Below are 16,469 nucleotides of genomic sequence, written 5' to 3'. Positions count from 1 at the left end.
GGGGCAGGCGGAGCCTCCCCCAGGGCCGGCCACGAAGCGCGGCGCCAAACTCCAGGCAGCAACCGCCGCCTCACTTCCCGGCGTTCAGACCCAGCCCGCGCACCAGCACGATCCGCGTGCGCTCTCCGCTGATGCCGAAATCGTCGTCGTTCACCAGCAGCAGCGTGTCGTCGGGCAGCACCGCCATCCCCTCCAGCTTCACCGGCAGGTCCTTGTGGTCGGCGGTATCCAGCACCAGCCGCTTGCGCAGCGGCGTGACGCCCGTTCCGGACAGGTCGTTGCCCTGCTCCAGCGTCGGCCGCGTCTGCGGGTCGTCCCACTTGCTGCCGGCGATATCGGTGGCGCCGTCGTTCAGCTTCACCTCGAACAGCTTCGTCGTGCCGTCCGTCCGCTCCAGCACCAGCAGCCGGTCCGGCCCCAGCCAGGTCATCTCGCTGATCCGCGGCGCCGACTGGTTCTCCGAAGGGTCCAGCCGGAAGGAACGCGGGTCCTCCAGCTGGTACACCCACTCGCCCGTCACCTTCCCCGTCGCCGGGTCGAAGCGCAGCAGCCGCGTGTTCTTCGCCTTGCGGAAGGCCGCCGCATCCGGGTTGGTCAGCGGGTTCTGCACCATGGCGTACAGCGCGCTGCCATCCGGCGTGCCGGTCAGGCTCTCGATCCCCCGGTTGGACTGCCGCTTCGCCAGGATCGCCGGCAGCGTGTCCGCCACCTCGTACCGCGCCCCCGCCAGCTCCCCCTTGGTCCCGCCCGCCGGGACATAGCGCCGCAGCACCCGCCCATCCGCGCCGATATGCACGATGGAGGGCGCATTCTCCTCGCCGATCCAGAAGCTCCCGTCCGGCGCCCGGAACAGCCCCTCCGCATCCAGCGCGGAGGGGTTGAAATCCAGCTTCTTCCCCTCGGCATCGATCGGCGTCTCGGTGCGGCCGGGCAGGGGGTTCGTCAGCCCCGTGACCGGCTGCCCGTCCTGCCCCTTGATCGCGATCGCCTCGAAGACCCGGAAGCGCTTCGCCGCCGGGTCCAGCATCACCCCGTAGATCGTCGGGCTGTAGGACGGCACCGGATAGACCCGCCCCTTCTCGTCCGGCGCGCAGAGCTTCCCGATCGCCAGCCCGGTGATCTTCACCCCTTCCGCGCAGGTGAAGTTCGGTCCCCGGTCGGACATCGTATAGACGATGTCCGCCGCATCCCCCGGCCGGCGATAGGCAGCGGAACCGATCCCCACCGTCAGCTCCAGCGTCTTGCCGCCCGGAAAGCGCACAGTCCCGAGCTTCATGCCCGGATCATGGTCGTCCAGGATGGTGATCTGCGGCTCCGCGGCACGCGCCGCGTTCAGGAACGGAAAGCCGCCCGCCAGGCAGGGCAGGGCCAGGCAGGTGGCGGCAAGCAGAAGGCGGCGCATCCGAACTCCGGATTCTGTGATCTCAGGCGCCGGCGGATGTAACCGCTCCCCGCACCCCTGCGTATGACGCTCCCGTGACGTTTCCATTCCGCCGCCCACCTGCCGGAACCGCATGGACGTTTCATGCAGATTTCGTAATGATGCACCGGCACCGCCCCGCCGAATCAGGCGGCCGCGAACAAGGCCGGACCCGCCGGCCCCGTCCAGGACAGAAAGACAGAACCGCGCATGTCATCCCAAGACCTCTCGCGCCGCGCCGCGCTCGGCCGCGCCCTTGAACGCGCCCTGGGCCTCGCCGCCCTGGCCACCCCCTTCGCAGCCCCCCTGGCCACCCCGCGCCTCGCCCACGCCCAGTCCGCGTCATCCCAGCCCAACTGGCCGACCCGCCCCGTCACCCTGATGGTCGGCTTCCCGCCCGGCGGCCAGACCGACTTCGCCGCCCGCATCGTCCAGCCCGGCATCGGCAAGGCCCTCGGCCAGACCCTGGTGATCGAGAACCGCGGCGGCGCCGGCGGCAACCTCGCCACCGAGGTGGTCATGCGCGCCAAGCCCGACGGCTACACCCTGATGGCCTCCAACTCCTCCCCCATGGCCATCAACCCCCACACCTTCCCCAACATGACCGTCAACCCGCTGGAGATGGTGAACATCGGCCTCGCCCTCCGCTCGGCCATGGTCCTCTGCGTCCACCCCTCCGTCCCCGCCCGCAACATCCAGGAATTCGTGGCCTGGGTGAAAGCCCAGAAGGACATCCCCGACTACGGCATCGCCTCCGCCGGCAGCCTTTCCCACTGCACCTCGGAACTCTTCCGCGCCCGCGCCGGCCTGCCCGCCATGCAGAGCATCCCCTACCGTGGCTCCGGCCCCGCCATGCAGGACTTCATCGCCGGCCGCTTCCCCATGATGTTCGACGCCGCCTCCGTGGTCGCGCCCTTCGTCAAGGCCAACCAGATCCGCGCCATCATGGTCACCAGCGAAAACCGCGTCCCCGCCTTCCCCGACGCCGCGACGGCGAAGGAGCAGGGCCTCGACGACTTCATCGTCAGCTCCTGGATCGGCATCTCCGGCCCCCGTGGCACCCCGCCCGAGGTCGTGGCCAGGGTCAACGCCGCCCTCAACGAGGCCCTCTCCGACCCCACCGTGCGCGACCGCATCACCAGCCAGGGCGACGAACCCGGCGGCGGCACGCCCGAGAGCTTCGACAAGCTCGTCCGCAGCGACCACGCCCGCTGGGGCCAGGTGGTCAAGGCCAACAACATCACCAGCGCCGGCTGACCGCCTCCACCGCCGCCCGGTCCCACCCGGGCGGCGGCCCCATCGCCGGGGCCAGGGCAGGGGGCCAGGGCAGGAGGCCAGGACAGGAGATCGGGGCCGAAAGCCGGGGCAGGAACCCCTACCGCCCCGCCACCCGCAGCGGCACCGCCTCCCGCACCCCACAACCCGCCGCCACCGGCACCACCGCCTCCCGCGGCACCGCCCCGGCATCCCGCACCCCCGCGAAACTGTTCAGCACCAGCGCCGCGATCACCAGCGCCACGCCCGCCAGCTCCGCCCCCACCGGCACGCGCCCGCCCACGACCGCGATCGCAAAGGCCGTCACCGGCACGAGGTTGATGAACAACACCCCCCGCGCCGCGCCCATCGCCCGCATCCCGGCATTCCACCCAAGCACCCCCAGCACCGAGGCCACGCCGATCAGATACCCCAGCTCCGGCCAGGCCCCCGCCAGCACCACGCCCCCAGGCCACCGCGCCCAGCCCCCGGCAAAGGCCAGCACATCCAGCGCCGCGATGCTCAGCACCCCCAGCGCACAGCTCAAAGCCGTGTACCGCAGCCCCGACCACCCCGGGAACGCCGCCGCCCCCAGCGTGTAGAACACCCACAGCGACGCCCCCAGGAACACCAGCGCCTCCCCGCGCCCGGCCCCGCCGCGCACCAGCTCCAGCGGCGCCCCGCGCGTCACCACCAGCACCACCCCCGCCAGCCCCAGCGCCACCGCCAGCAGCACCCGCCCCGAAGGCCGCCGCCGCGCCCGCCACGCCGCCACCGCCACCGCGATCAAAGGCATCGTCGCCGGGATCACCGCCGCATGCTCCGGCTGCGCCACCCGCAGCCCCAGGAAGGCCAGCACCCCGAACCCCGCGAAACCCAGCGTCCCCAGCCACCACAGCCGCCACCCGCGCCCCTCCAGCCGCAGCGCCCCCACCCCCTCCACCAGCACCAGCAGCGCCAGGAACACCGGCGCCGTCACCCCGTACCGCAGCAGCGTCAGCGTGAACGGGTCCACCATCCCCATCAGCGGCTTCGTCACCGCGAACATCCCGCCCCAGGCCACCGCCGTCCCCGCCAGCATCGCCCCGCCCCGTAACCAAACCGGCACCCGCACCATCGGACCGCTCCATTGCTGTCTCACACACCCACGCAACATGCCCGTGGACAGCCGCACAGGAAACGCGCTCCTTCCCACAATGCCCGCGCAGAAACGCACAGCCACGCCTGCCCACGCGCCCGGCCCCGACCGCGCCCTCACGGACTGGGACCGCCTCCGCACCCTCCTGGCCCTGCGCCGCGGCGGCACCCTCTCCGCCGCCGCCCGCAGCCTCGGCGTCGATCACACCACCATCGCCCGCCGCCTCGACTCCCTCGAACGCGACCTCGACACTCCCCTCTTCACCCGCACCCCGGACGGCTTCACCCCCACCCCCACCGGCGAACAGCTCCTCGCCGCCGCTGTCCGCATGGAGGCGGAGGTCACCGGCCTCCTCCGCCGCCTCGACGGCGCCCCCACCGGCCTCACCGGCACCATCCGCCTCACCACCACCCCCCACCTCGCCACGTCGCTCCTCGCCCCCAGCCTCGCCCCCTTCCTGGCCCAGAACCCCGGCCTCCAGGTCGAGCTCGTCGGCGACGCCCGCGCCTTCGACCTCTCACGGAGAGAGGCCGACCTCGCCCTCCGCCTTTCCCGCCCCGACACCCCCGGCCTCGTCGCCCGCCGCCTCGGCAGCCTCGCCTTCGCCTTCTACGCCGCCGCCCACGACCCCCGCCCCTTCGAGGACCAGCCCTTCCTCGCCTATGGCGACAGCGTCAGCCACGCCGCCATCCACCGCCATTTGGCCGACCTCGTCCCGCCGGAACGCATCGCCCTCCGCGCCAACTCCATGCACGCCTTGCAGGAGGCCGCCCGCACCGGCCTCGGCGCCACCCTCCTCTCCTGCTTCTCCGGCGAATCCGACCCTGGCCTGCGCCGCCTGCCTGCCCCCCGCGCCATGACGCCGCTCCCCCTCTGGCTCCTCTTCCACGAGGACCTGCGCCGCAGCCCGCGCCTCCGCGCCGCCGTCGCCTTCCTGGACAGCACCATCGCCGCCCATCGCGGCGCCCTGCTGCCGATGGGGTTTCCGTTCGATCCGCTGGATTAAGGCTGGGGGAGTGTTGCGCTTGGGGGGAGGGGAGGGGGTGTTCCGGCTTCGCGCCGTCCTCGGGGGAAGGCTCCGCCTTGCCCCCGAACCCCCATCCGCCAGGAACCTGAGGTTCCTGGACCTCCCATAGTCAGCTAAATATGGGACGCTTTTGAACAAAAAATATTGCGACTGATATCACTCAGTACTTTCCGTTTCCTCCATTGCCAACGGGATTAATTTCTCTATTTCCTCTTCTGGCATTTTCGCTTTTCTATCAAAATCAGTTAAACCAAGTTTTTGGAAGAAGATGCCCTGACGAAGTTTGGCATCTCTCAAAAGTTTACTATATGGTATAATTTCAACGTAAATTTTTCTTCCTCCGTTTCCGATGTAGCCAAATAAACCTTCTCCATCTGGTGTCTCAGTAAAAGGAAGCATTGTGATTTCGCGTTCAAAAGAGGGGGTAATATCAGCGATGATGTAGCAATGGTATGCAGCATCCCTTAGCCTTGGAGATGGTAAGCGCCCCTTTGCACTTACTAGACTACCGCTTCTAAGTTTTTGCACATATTCATTTACCTGCCGAACTGGGTTGTCATTTCCATTATAGTTGTCTCGTCCCGGGATTTTGAACTCGACTAATACTACAGTATTGCTCGCTTCCCCCTCTCCGCGCCATGCGAAGCAGGTGTCGTAAAAGAATGCAATGTCCGGTCGTTCAGCGGAATCTATATCTGTATAGGATGACAATCTTTTATCCGAATTAAAGTAGGCAAAGAAAGCCAAACGATCGTCAACCATCCAGAGGTTGTGCTGTTCAAACTCCATGTCAGCACTATCAACGCCCATAGGACAGATCAAGCTGTGGAGTGCTGCCTCTCGGTGCCGCTTTTCTGTTGCCGCGTCTCTCCATTCTTGTAGACTATCGAAGAGATCTAGAACTCCTTTGCGTCGTAATACATACTCTGCCAGAACCCCCCTTTGATCTTCTCCTATCATGCTTCGATATCTGCTGACTGCTTCTTCAATTTTTTCAGACATAGATCCTTTTTTGGTAATTTCTTCTCCTAAACTACGAATTGTTCCTTGGCGACGGTAGCGTTTCCGAGCCATTTCGAGGAAAACATCTTCTGTACTTTTTATTGATGGCTTCAGCCCATCAATGAACGATTCAATCTCATCCCTAATAAAAAGAAATTGAGGAAAATCGTTGATTATCCCCTGAGCCCTCTTTCTTTTCTGTTCTTTTATTTCCTTAACTTGATCGCCAAGAAATTCGTTGACTTTTGGGATGATTTTACGACGAATCTCTGTCAGTTCATCCTCTGAAAGAGTAAATCCCGTTCTTTCGGAATTGACGTGTTGATCGAGATATTTGCTCGATATGCAGCCGATATAAATTTCTTCGCCATCAAGCATTTCTAGGCCAATGGCACTATCAATGTTTCTCTCGTTTGCGGATCGATCGTTTCCAAACATAAGTAAACGATTAAAACCTTTTGTCGGCCTGAATTTTTTTGAGATGCGTAAATGGCGAATAAGAAACTCCACATCCTCATCCAATGGGTCTGGCTTGATATTCAGTGGATCAAGATTATTCATCTTTACGTGCTCTAAAACATAATCAGTCAAGTTATGTTTTAATGGGCCGTCGATTACTTGTATGACTATAGGATTTTCAGCTACCAGGGCATTAAGGAAATGTTGTGCAAGTTTTTGCAGAATTGTTTCTGGATCGACAGGGCACTTGCCTGAGAAATTCGGCGTGAATTCACGCATCGACACTCGTGTCCCGCCACCGACTGGGCACCCCGAGCGCGGCGCGTGGTCAACAATTTGATTGCTTTCTGATAGGCGAAAGTCAAAAGAGCGCCGATGTTGGTTTCCGTCTTCAGTGTAGCATGAGTCTATTTCAATATTTTGAAAAACTTTAAGCCAGCCAAGGCGGCCAATACCCTTTCCGCCTCTAATTTTTTTATGCCGACTATCTAAACGTCTGAAAGATTCAAAATTTTTGCGATCCAGACCAATTCCGTTATCTTCAACTATAAATCCGTTAACGGGACTTTTCTCGTCCGCAAAATCTGCTCTGATGACTTCTACCTTTATTACTGATCGTGTGCTAACTTCTTTTCCAAAGCGGTCGTCCACGGCGTGAAGAGAGTTACTGACGGCTTCGAATAAAGGAAGCAGGGCATTATCCGCGGTCGAGCGCAGAGAAAGTCGCTCTACTCTTCCCACAAAATCTGGACTGACGTCAGTCAAAGGTGGCTCCGTTCTTAAAATGCCATGTGTGTCTATATGAGCAGCATCAAATCGGAATTGCAAACATATGGCATTGTTTGTCGTGCAAGTGGATTTTTCGTGTAAATCATAATAGCCGCAGTTTCTTTGAGAGTAATTCCTGGTTTACTGAGAAATATTTTGCGACGATTCTGTTGGCGTTGATTTTTGAGTTTGAATTTTTTATTTGAATTCTTGGTGTGTTGATATTTGATTACTGGATTTAGTGGAAAGCGGGCAAAAAGTAAAGAAACATCTTGTCGCAAGGAAATATTTCCTATATCGTCCTTTCCTTCTATCGGAGACGCTATGCGCACCCCACCCCATCCCCCCACCCTCTCCGACCCCGCCTGGACCGCCCTGGCCCCGCACCTCCCCCCTCTCGCCCCCCAGGGCCGCCGCACCGCCTCCCTCCGCACGCGGATGGAGGCCATCTTCCACCACGCCACCACCCCCGGCGCCCCTTGGGCTTCCCTCCCGTCGCACTACGGCCGCCCCGACACCGTCGCCCGCTTCTTCCGCCGCCTCACCCATGCCGGCCTCTGGCACCGCCTCCTCCGCGCTCTGGCGGATGCACCCCCCTCCCCCCCCCTCCGCCTGCTGCAACACGCCATCTGCCGCGCCGCCCGCCTCGCCGCGCGCCTCGGCGGCATGCCCCTCCTCATCCTGATCCGCCGCCTCGGCCTCCGCGCCGCGCTCCCCGCACCCCCCTGGCTGCTCCCCGATCCCCTTTTGTCCGAAACCGTCGCCCGCCTGCTCCGCACCCTGCCGCTGACGCACGAAAACCTCCGTTCCCTGATGGCCGTCGCACGCACCGCCGGTGGCCGCCGCCGCATCCCCCGCTCCGTGCGCCTCTCCTGGCCATGAACCGCGCCCCGCACGGCCTTGCCCCGCCGCACCGCACGGGCCTAAACCGGCCCTCGCATTCCCATTCAGCAAGGACCGGCGGCGAAATGCGTGTGAAGGACGTGAAGAAGGTTGTGCTGGCCTATTCGGGCGGCCTCGACACCTCGGTCATCCTGAAATGGCTCCAGACGACCTATGGGGCGGAGGTCATCACCTTCACCGCCGATCTGGGACAGGGTGAGGAGCTCGGCCCGGCCCGCGACAAGGCAAAGCTCCTGGGCATCAAGGAAGAGAACATCTTCATGGACGACCTCCGTGAGGAATTCGTCCGCAACTTCGTCTTCCCGATGTTCCGCATGAACGCACTCTACGAGGGCATGTACCTCCTCGGCACCTCCATCGCCCGCCCCCTGATCGCCAAGCGCCAGATCGAGATCGCGGAACAGATGGGCGCCGACGCCGTCTCCCACGGCGCCACCGGCAAGGGCAACGACCAGGTCCGGTTCGAGATCGCCTACTACGCCCTCAAGCCGGACGTGAAGGTCATCGCCCCCTGGCGCGAATGGGACCTCACCAGCCGCACGAAGCTCATCGAGTTCGCCGAGCAGCACCAGATCCCCATCGCCAAGGACAAGCGCGGCGAGGCCCCCTTCAGCGTGGACGCCAACCTCCTGCACTCGTCGAGCGAGGGCAAGGTCCTGGAGGAGCCCTGGGACGAGCCCCCCGAGGTCGTCTGGCAGCGCACCATCAGCCCCATGGACGCCCCGGACAAGGTGACGGAAATCACCATCACCTTCGACCAGGGCAACCCCGTCGCCATCAACGGCGAGGCCCTCTCCCCGGCCGCGATGCTCACGAAGCTGAACGCGCTCGGCAAGGAGAACGGCATCGGCCGCCTCGACCTCGTGGAAAACCGCTTCGTCGGCATGAAGTCCCGCGGCTGCTACGAGACCCCGGGCGGCACCATCCTCTACGTGGCGCACCGCGCGATGGAGAGCATCACCCTGGACCGCGAGGCCGCCCACCTCAAGGACAGCCTGATGCCCCGCTATGCCGAGCTGGTCTACAACGGCTTCTGGTTCTCGCCGGAACGCCGCATGCTCCAGGCGCTGGTGGACCAGTCCCAGCACAGCGTCAGCGGCGAGGTCCGCCTCAAGCTCTACAAGGGCAACACCATCGTCACCGGCCGCCGCTCGCCCAACAGCCTCTACTCGATGAAGCATGTGACCTTCGAAGAGGACCAGGGCGCCTACGACCAGTTCGACGCCCAGGGCTTCATCAAGCTGAACGCGCTCCGCCTGCGCCTCGGCGCCATGGCCGGCCGCAAGGGCGGCGCCCTCTGACATGGGGCAGGGGGCACCCATCCCGGGCCGCCCCCTTCACCACCCCTGCCACCCATCCGGGTCCGAAGGCCCCAGCCGCCGCACCCATCTCTGGGCCAGCAGCACCACCCCCCATCTCACCGCCGGCATCGCCACCAGCCCCGCCAAGGCCGCCAGCTTCCAGCTCCTGTCCGGCAGCCAGGCGAAGACGATCGCCACCATCAGCAGCCGCCACGCCCGGCGCGGCGACCGCCACGCCGGTCGCCGCTCCTGCAACGGGAACTGGTGCTGCGAACGACAGGCGGAATCGGGCAAGGCTGACCCCCTCGAAGGATCTCGGTCTGCCCTCCTGGCGGTGCCCTGCTCCTACGTCCCCACGCTTAACAAAGCATGAATGCCCCCGCCCGCATGCCACTCCGGCGCAAGGCCGAGGGCTCAGTCCCGTCCTCGGCAGCCGCCGGTCAGGCGCCCCGCCGGCCCAGCGCCGCCTGCACCGTGTTCTCCAGCAGACAGGCAATGGTCATCGGCCCGACGCCGCCCGGCACCGGCGTGATCGCCCCGGCATGGTCCACCACCTCGCCGAAGGCGACATCGCCCACCAGCCTGCCATCCGCCCCGCGGTTGATGCCGACATCGATCACCGTGGCCTCGTTGGCCACCCAGTCGCCGCGCACCAGCCCCGCCCGGCCCACCGCCGCGACGATGATCTCCGCCCGCCGGCACTCGCTCGCCAGGTCGCGGGTCCGCGAATGCGCCACCGTCACCGTGGCATTGGCCGCCAGCAGCAGCGCCGCCACCGGCTTGCCCACTATGGTGCTGCGCCCGACCACCACCGCCCGCGCCCCGCTCAGGGAAACCTTCGCCTCCTCCAGCAGCAGCATCACGCCCCGCGGCGTGCAGGGCACCAGCCCCGGCCGCCCCAGCGCCAACGCCCCCTGGTTCACCGGATGGAACCCGTCCACGTCCTTGCCCGGGTCGACCGCATCCAGCACGGCATCCGTGCGGATATGAGCGGGCAGGGGAAGCTGCACCAGGATTCCGTCCACCGCCGGGTCGTCGTTGAGCCGCCGCACCAGCGCCAGCAGCTCCGCCTCGGTCGTGCCCTCCGGCAGTTGCAGCGTGGCGCTGTCGAAGCCTGCCTCCTTCGCCGCCCGGTCCTTGTTGCGCACATAGACGCCGCTGGCCGGATCCTCGCCCACCCGCACCACGCGCAGGCCGGGGCGGAAGCCAAGCCCGGCCACCCGCTCCGCCAGCGCCGCGCGCCGGCGTGCCGCCAGCGCCTTGCCGTCGAGGATCGTGGCACTCATGCCCATTGCTCCAATACTGCGGCGAGGCCCTCCGCCTCGCCCTGGATTCGGAAGGTCTTCTCGCGCGAGGCCGCGCCCGCCAGCAAGGTGATGGCCGAGGGCGGCACCCGCAGCGCCTCGGCCAGCGCCTCCACCACCGCCCGGGTCGCGCGGCCGTCCTCCGGTGCCGGGGAGACGGCGACCCGCAGACGTGGCCCGTCCGCTCCTTCCACCACCCCGGTGATGCCAGGTCTCCGTGCTTTGGGCTGCGCCCGCACCCGCAGCTCCAAACCCTCCGGCACCACCCGCCAGGCAAGGGGGAAGAGGGTACGGCCGCCGCTCACGCCACCTGCTCCCGACTCCCGGGCACCGGCGCCGCCTCATGCGCAGGTACGCCCATGAGGCTAGAAGGCCAGGCGCCAGAGCGTGGTGGCGATGAAGATCCGCAGCGCCTGCAGGACCAGGATCAGGATGACCGGAGAGATATCGATCCCCCCCAGGCTCGGCAGGAAGCGCCGGATCGGCGCCAGGGCAGGCTCGGTGATCCGGTAGAGGAAATCGCCGATCGTCCAGACCAGCCGGTTCCGCGTGTCGAGGACGCCGAAGGCGGTCAGCATGCTGAAGACGGCTGCGGCGATCAGGACCCAGATGTAAATCCCGATGATCTGATCCACGAGCCAGAACAATGCCGCCATAGGTCGCCTTCCCGGTGTTGATGTGCGTATCGGCCAGCGCCGAGGTGCCGAGGCAGGGTGTATGGGGCCCGCGCACGCGGAGCAAGCGCGAGAGGTGCTTGACGGCGGCCGTGACGTGATGGATAAGCCGCCTCGCCTTAGCGGGCATGGGGCTGTAGCTCAGATGGGAGAGCGCCTCGTTCGCAATGAGGAGGTCAGGGGTTCGATTCCCCTCAGCTCCACCATTCCCGCTTCGCGTCTCCCCTTAGCTTTCGCGGTTCTGTTCGCTGGCTGTCATGGCTGCCTGCGGTTCTTCGTCCCGACTGCTTTTTTCGAAGCGCGGCCCCGGACCGAAAAGAACCCCCGGGAGAACAAAGCTCCCAGGGGTTCCCAAGTCAGCAGATGCCTGGAGGCCAGTCTCCAGGTTGAGTGGGCCTGTCCTGGCCTATCGGTCGCGCGTCTCGAACTGGCGGTTGGTCGCCAGGGCGACCACGGTGCAGACCGCGCCGGACAACAGGTAAGCGCCCACAGCCGCCAAGCCAAACCAATTGGACAGGGCCAGCACCACCAAGGGCGCGAATCCGGCGCCGATCAGCCAAGCGATGTCCGAGGTGATGGCCGAGCCCGTGTAGCGGTAGCGGCGCTCGAAGTTCGAGGCCACGGCACCGCTGGCCTGCCCGAAGGCCAGGCCCAGCAGGCCGAAGCCCAGCAACACGAAGGTCTCCTCGCCGCTCCGGCCGCCGCCCAGCAGGAACGGCGCGGCGAAGCTGAAGGCGCCGATCAGCAGTGAGCCGATCACGAGCAGCTTCCGTCGCCCGATCCGATCGGCCAGAAGGCCGGAGATGATCACGGTGAGCACGCAGATGAGCGCCCCCAGCATCTGTATCAGGATGAAGTTCCCCGCATCGCGGTCCGTGTGCAGCACGATCCAGGCCAGCGGGAAGACCGTCACCAGGTGGAACAGCGCAAAGCAGTCCAGCGGCACGAAGGCACCGATCAGCACGTTGCGGCCGTTCGCCCGCAGCATCTCGGTGACCCGAACGGGCTCCAGTTCCTCTCGTTCCAGCAACGAGGAGAATTCCCGCGTGGCCACGAGTCGAAGGCGGGCGAAGAGGGCGACAACATTGATGGCAAAGGCCACGAAGAAGGGATAACGCCAGCCCCACTCCTGAAAATCGGCCTCCGGCAGGGTGGCGACCAGGAAGGCAACAAGCGCGCCGGCCAGGATGAAGCCCAGGGGTGCACCCAGCTGGGGCATCATCGCATACCAGCCGCGCCTGTTCTGCGGTGCGTTGAGCGACAGGAGCGAGGCCAGCCCATCCCAGGCGCCACCCAGCGCCAAGCCCTGGCAGAAACGGAACACCCCCAGCAACACCACGGCCGCGACGCCCTTGTCGGCATAGCTGGGCAGGAAGCTGATCGCGGCGGTAGCGCCACCCAGCAGGAAGAGGGCGATGGTCAGCTTTACGCCGCGGCCATAGGCACGATCCACGGCCATGAAGATGAAGGAGCCGATCGGCCGGGCAATGAAGGCCAGGGAGAAGATGGCGAAGGAGGCCAGCATCGCCGAGGTGGGATCGGTGTTCGGAAAGAAGAATCGCGGAAAGACCAGCACCGACGCGAGGGCATAGGTGAAGAAGTCGAAGAATTCCGACATGCGCCCGATGACGACACCGAGCGCGATCTGTGCCGGGGAGACCGCGTGATCGTCCTTGTGAACGCGCCGAGCGTCCCGCTCCAGTTCCGTTGAGTTCGGGATGCCACGCCTTTCGGTGACCGCTATCAAATTCTACCCTCCCCGTTCCGACCCGCCCGCCTGGAAGCTCCGGCATCCTTCCGGCGGCCAGAATAGCCCTCGCCACAGAAAGATTGCCGATTCGATCCAAAGACTATAGGCATCATCGCAGAGCACAGCATACAAGGCGAGGTGCCGTCCATTGGACAAAATGTCCAATCCCTCCGGCGCCCGTCCTTCCGTAGAAGCTGTGCATCGCACCATAGTTTCACGATCGAGTGGCATGCCCTCCAAGATCCTGCGTACCCTGCCTCTGGTGGCGCTGGCCGCGCTGCTGTCCGGCTGCAAAATGGTGGTCCTGAATCCATCGGGTGACATCGCTGTCCAGCAGCGTGACCTGATCGTGATCTCCACCGTCCTGATGCTGTTGATCATCGTTCCGGTGATCGTGCTGACCCTGGTCTTCGCATGGCGTTACCGCGCCTCGAACAGCAAGGCGAAGTACGATCCGGAATGGTATCATTCCACGCCCCTGGAAGTGGTCATCTGGGCGGCGCCCCTGACGATCATCATCGCCCTGGGCGCCGTGACCTGGGTCGGCACCCACCTGCTCGACCCCTATCGCCCGCTTTCACGCATCGATGCCGAGCGGCCGGTGACGGAGAACATGAAGCCCCTGGAGATCCAGGTCGTGTCCCTCGACTGGAAGTGGCTGTTCATCTACCCGGAGCAGGGGATCGCCACGGTCAACGAGGTGGCCGCCCCGGTGGACGTGCCGATCAACTTCCGGATCACCTCCTCGGCCCTGATGAACTCCTTCTCCATCCCGGCCCTGGCGGGACAGATCTACTCCATGCCCGGCATGGAGACGAAGCTGCACGCGGTGATCAACGCGCCCGGCAGCTACCAGGGCTTCTCGGCGAACTACAGCGGCGCCGGCTTCTCCGACATGCACTTCCAGTTCAAGGGCATGAGCCAGGAGGAATTCGGCCGCTGGGTGGTGGAGGCCAAGACCTCGAACGAGGATCTGACCCGCGCCGCCTACCTGCAGCTGGAGCGCCCCAGCCAGAAGGAGCCGGTGCGCCGCTTCCGCACCGTCGATCCCGAGCTCTTCGCCGCCATCCTGGACCGCTGCGTCGATACCAGCCGGATGTGCCAGAGCCAGATGATGCGCATCGACGCCAATGGCGGGCTCGGCCCGGCAGGCACCTTCAACGTGGGCAGCCGTCCGGCGGCGTCCCGCACGGGCGGCGAAGTGGCGGAGGCCCGGGCCGAAGACCGCAACGCGCCCCGCCAGCGCTACGTGATGGCTCTCTGCACCCCCGCCGACCCCTATGGCCGCGCGCAGGCCGAGATCGCGAATTGACCTCCTCCGCCCGCCGCCGGCCCTCCGCCGGCGGCCGACCCATCCCGCCGGGTAGCCGCTCCTCCTCCCGTAGGGGAGCCCCGGTGGCCCGTGAAACCGGCCGGCCCTTCCAGGGTCCGGCCCTCGATCACGAAGTGATAGAGTAGACCCAATGTCCTCCAACACGGACCTCGCGACACTCGTGTTCGGGCGGCTCTCGCTCGAATCGATCCCGTACCACGAGCCGATCCTGATCGTGACCTTCATCGGCGTGGCCATCGGCGGCCTCGCGGTGCTCGGCGCGCTCACCTATTTCCGGCTCTGGGGCTATCTCTGGAAGGAGTGGTTCACCTCGGTGGACCACAAGAAGATCGGGATCATGTACGTGATCCTGGCCATCATCATGCTGCTGCGCGGCTTCGCCGACGCCGTCATGATGCGGACCCAGCAGGCCATCGCCTTCAACGGGTCCGAGGGCTATCTGCCGCCGCACCACTACGACCAGGTCTTCACCGCCCATGGCGTGATCATGATCTTCTTCATGGCCATGCCGCTGGTGACGGGCCTGATGAACTTCGTGGTGCCGCTGCAGATCGGCGCCCGCGACGTGGCCTTCCCCTTCCTGAACAACTTCAGCTTCTGGATGACCACGGCCGGCGCCGTGCTGGTCATGATGTCGCTGTTCATCGGCGAATTCGCCCAGACCGGCTGGCTCGCCTATCCGCCGCTCTCCGGCTACGAGGCCAATCCCGGAGTCGGGGTCGACTACTACATATGGGCCTTGCAGATCGCGGGCATCGGCACCTTGCTATCGGGCGTCAACCTGATCGCGACCATCGTGAAGATGCGCGCGCCGGGCATGACCATGATGAAGCTGCCCGTCTTCACCTGGACCGCGCTCTGCACCAACGTGCTGATCGTCGCGGCCTTCCCGGTGCTGACCGCCGTGCTGGTCCTGCTCTCGCTCGACCGCTACGTGGGGACGAACTTCTTCACCGCCGATCTCGGCGGCAACCCCATGATGTACGTCAACCTGATCTGGATCTGGGGCCATCCGGAGGTCTACATCCTGATCCTGCCGGCCTTCGGCGTGTTCTCGGAGGTGGTCTCCACCTTCTGCTCGAAGCGCCTCTTCGGCTACACCTCCATGGTCTACGCCACGGTGGTGATCACCATCCTGTCCTACCTGGTCTGGCTGCACCACTTCTTCACCATGGGCTCCGGCGCCAGCGTGAACTCCTTCTTCGGCATCACGACGATGATCATCTCGATCCCGACGGGTGCCAAGCTGTTCAACTGGCTCTTCACCATGTACCGCGGCCGCATCCGGTTCGAGGTGCCGATGATGTGGACCGTCGGCTTCATGGTGACCTTCACCATCGGCGGCATGTCCGGCGTGATGCTCGCCATCCCGCCGGCCGACTTCCAGTTCCACAACACCCTGTTCCTGATCGCCCACTTCCACAACGTCATCATCGGCGGCGTGGTCTTCGGCATGCTCGCGGGCATCACCTACTGGTTCCCCAAGGCCTTCGGCTTCAAGCTCGATCCCTTCTGGGGCAAGATGTCCTTCTGGTTCTGGCTGATCGGCTTCTACTTCGCCTTCATGCCGCTCTACGTCCTGGGGCTGATGGGCGTGACCCGCCGCATCAACCACTTCGACGACCCCTCGCTGCAGATCTGGTTCATCATCGCCGCCTTCGGCGCCTTCCTGATCGCGCTCGGCATCCTGAGCTTCATCATCCAGCTGGTGGTGAGCTTCATGAAGCGCGACCAGCTGCGCGACGTGACCGGCGATCCCTGGAACGGCCGTACCCTGGAATGGGCGACCTCCTCGCCCCCGCCGGAGTACAACTTCGCCTTCACCCCGGTGATCCACAACCACGATGCGTGGTGGGACATGAAGCAGCGCGGCCACCAGTACCCGCAGGGGGGCTACCGCCCGATCCACATGCCCAAGGGCACCGGCGCGGGCATCATCCTGGCCGGCCTGTCGCTGGTCTTCGGCTTCGCGATGGTCTGGTACATGTGGTGGCTGGCGGCGCTGAGCTTCGTGGCGATCCTTGTCACCGCGATCGCCCATACCTTCAACTACAAGCGCGACTTCTACATCCCCGCGGATGTGGTGGCGCGGACGGAACAGGCCCGCGCGGCCGCCATGGCGGCGGGGGAGTGAGC

The 16,469-nt window shown here is 65.0% G+C and carries 14 protein-coding genes and 1 tRNA gene; 7 read left to right on the top strand and 8 right to left on the bottom strand.

The window, feature by feature from the left end:
* Window positions 1-70: 70 nt before the first annotated feature.
* Window positions 71-1,402, bottom strand: a complete 1,332-nt coding sequence (locus BT98_RS0115615) for an esterase-like activity of phytase family protein (RefSeq protein WP_027297269.1) — start codon at window positions 1,400-1,402, stop codon at window positions 71-73.
* A gap of 228 nt (window positions 1,403-1,630) precedes the next feature.
* Here BT98_RS0115615 and BT98_RS0115610 point away from each other — a divergent pair, with 228 nt between their 5' ends.
* Window positions 1,631-2,677, top strand: a complete 1,047-nt coding sequence (locus tag BT98_RS0115610) for a Bug family tripartite tricarboxylate transporter substrate binding protein (protein WP_027297268.1) — start codon at window positions 1,631-1,633, stop codon at window positions 2,675-2,677.
* A 118-nt stretch (window positions 2,678-2,795) separates the two neighbouring features.
* Here BT98_RS0115610 and BT98_RS28460 read toward each other — a convergent pair whose 3' ends face one another.
* Entirely contained in the window at window positions 2,796-3,755 is a 960-nt protein-coding gene (locus BT98_RS28460; protein ID WP_208852658.1) for a DMT family transporter, read from the bottom strand.
* A 115-nt stretch (window positions 3,756-3,870) separates the two neighbouring features.
* On the opposite strand from BT98_RS28460, the gene BT98_RS24635 reads away from it, so the two are divergent.
* Window positions 3,871-4,818, top strand: a complete 948-nt coding sequence (locus BT98_RS24635; protein ID WP_051544287.1) for a LysR family transcriptional regulator — start codon at window positions 3,871-3,873, stop codon at window positions 4,816-4,818.
* A 177-nt stretch (window positions 4,819-4,995) separates the two neighbouring features.
* On the opposite strand, the gene BT98_RS26685 is transcribed toward BT98_RS24635, so the two are convergent.
* Window positions 4,996-7,065, bottom strand: coding sequence for an ATP-binding protein (locus BT98_RS26685; RefSeq protein ID WP_157223133.1), 2,070 nt, complete (start codon window positions 7,063-7,065; stop codon window positions 4,996-4,998).
* 327 nt (window positions 7,066-7,392) lie between these two features.
* Between BT98_RS26685 and BT98_RS28455 the strand changes: the two genes are divergently transcribed.
* Window positions 7,393-7,950, top strand: coding sequence for a transposase (locus tag BT98_RS28455; protein WP_081798617.1), 558 nt, complete (start codon window positions 7,393-7,395; stop codon window positions 7,948-7,950).
* 86 nt (window positions 7,951-8,036) lie between these two features.
* Entirely contained in the window at window positions 8,037-9,272 is a 1,236-nt protein-coding gene (locus BT98_RS0115585) for an argininosuccinate synthase (RefSeq protein WP_019460465.1), read from the top strand.
* Window positions 9,273-9,308: 36 nt separating this feature from the next.
* Here the strand turns inward: BT98_RS0115585 and BT98_RS0115580 are convergent, their stop codons facing one another.
* The 4 genes from BT98_RS0115580 to BT98_RS0115565 form a co-directional block, all read right to left on the bottom strand.
* Window positions 9,309-9,566 (bottom strand): hypothetical protein, encoded by a 258-nt coding sequence (locus BT98_RS0115580; protein ID WP_019460464.1) that lies wholly within the window; start codon window positions 9,564-9,566, stop codon window positions 9,309-9,311.
* Window positions 9,567-9,712: 146 nt separating this feature from the next.
* Window positions 9,713-10,558, bottom strand: coding sequence for a bifunctional methylenetetrahydrofolate dehydrogenase/methenyltetrahydrofolate cyclohydrolase FolD (gene folD / locus BT98_RS0115575; RefSeq protein ID WP_026033077.1), 846 nt, complete (start codon window positions 10,556-10,558; stop codon window positions 9,713-9,715).
* Complete coding sequence (locus tag BT98_RS0115570; protein ID WP_051004763.1) at window positions 10,555-10,881, bottom strand: DUF167 domain-containing protein; 327 nt, start codon at window positions 10,879-10,881, stop codon at window positions 10,555-10,557. The genes folD and BT98_RS0115570 overlap by 4 nt, the downstream gene beginning before the upstream one ends.
* Window positions 10,882-10,941: 60 nt before the next feature.
* A complete protein-coding gene (locus BT98_RS0115565; protein ID WP_019460461.1) occupies window positions 10,942-11,232 on the bottom strand; it encodes a YggT family protein in 291 nt (96 codons plus the stop codon).
* A 148-nt stretch (window positions 11,233-11,380) separates the two neighbouring features.
* Here BT98_RS0115565 and BT98_RS0115560 point away from each other — a divergent pair.
* A tRNA-Ala gene (locus tag BT98_RS0115560) sits at window positions 11,381-11,456 on the top strand.
* A 200-nt stretch (window positions 11,457-11,656) separates the two neighbouring features.
* Here the strand turns inward: BT98_RS0115560 and BT98_RS0115555 are convergent.
* On the bottom strand, window positions 11,657-12,997 hold the full coding sequence (locus BT98_RS0115555; RefSeq protein WP_026033075.1) for an MFS transporter: 1,341 nt from the start codon (window positions 12,995-12,997) through the stop codon (window positions 11,657-11,659).
* A gap of 232 nt (window positions 12,998-13,229) precedes the next feature.
* On the opposite strand from BT98_RS0115555, the gene cyoA reads away from it, so the two are divergent.
* Window positions 13,230-14,312, top strand: a complete 1,083-nt coding sequence (gene cyoA / locus BT98_RS0115550; protein ID WP_019460459.1) for a ubiquinol oxidase subunit II — start codon at window positions 13,230-13,232, stop codon at window positions 14,310-14,312.
* A 181-nt stretch (window positions 14,313-14,493) separates the two neighbouring features.
* Entirely contained in the window at window positions 14,494-16,467 is a 1,974-nt protein-coding gene (cyoB, locus tag BT98_RS0115545; protein WP_410528001.1) for a cytochrome o ubiquinol oxidase subunit I, read from the top strand.
* The last annotated feature ends 2 nt before the right edge of the window (window positions 16,468-16,469 follow it).

Source organism: Roseomonas mucosa ATCC BAA-692, from assembly GCF_000622225.1.
In the GTDB taxonomy this organism is placed as follows: Bacteria; Pseudomonadota; Alphaproteobacteria; order Acetobacterales; family Acetobacteraceae; genus Roseomonas; species Roseomonas mucosa.
This window is presented reverse-complemented; position numbering and strand designations above follow the sequence as displayed.

What these genes read in the sequence shown, in the direction of transcription:
- BT98_RS28455 (WP_081798617.1), top strand. Translation starts at nt 7,393, where the DNA reads ATGCGCACCCCACCCCATCCCCCCACCCTCTCCGACCCCGCCTGGACC.
- cyoA (WP_019460459.1), top strand. Translation starts at nt 13,230, where the DNA reads ATGCCCTCCAAGATCCTGCGTACCCTGCCTCTGGTGGCGCTGGCCGCG.
- BT98_RS0115585 (WP_019460465.1), top strand. Translation starts at nt 8,037, where the DNA reads ATGCGTGTGAAGGACGTGAAGAAGGTTGTGCTGGCCTATTCGGGCGGC.
- BT98_RS28460 (WP_208852658.1), bottom strand. Translation starts at nt 3,755, where the DNA reads ATGCTGGCGGGGACGGCGGTGGCCTGGGGCGGGATGTTCGCGGTGACG.
- BT98_RS24635 (WP_051544287.1), top strand. Translation starts at nt 3,871, where the DNA reads ATGCCCGCGCAGAAACGCACAGCCACGCCTGCCCACGCGCCCGGCCCC.
- BT98_RS0115565 (WP_019460461.1), bottom strand. Translation starts at nt 11,232, where the DNA reads ATGGCGGCATTGTTCTGGCTCGTGGATCAGATCATCGGGATTTACATC.
- BT98_RS0115615 (WP_027297269.1), bottom strand. Translation starts at nt 1,402, where the DNA reads ATGCGCCGCCTTCTGCTTGCCGCCACCTGCCTGGCCCTGCCCTGCCTG.
- BT98_RS0115610 (WP_027297268.1), top strand. Translation starts at nt 1,631, where the DNA reads ATGTCATCCCAAGACCTCTCGCGCCGCGCCGCGCTCGGCCGCGCCCTT.
- folD (WP_026033077.1), bottom strand. Translation starts at nt 10,558, where the DNA reads ATGAGTGCCACGATCCTCGACGGCAAGGCGCTGGCGGCACGCCGGCGC.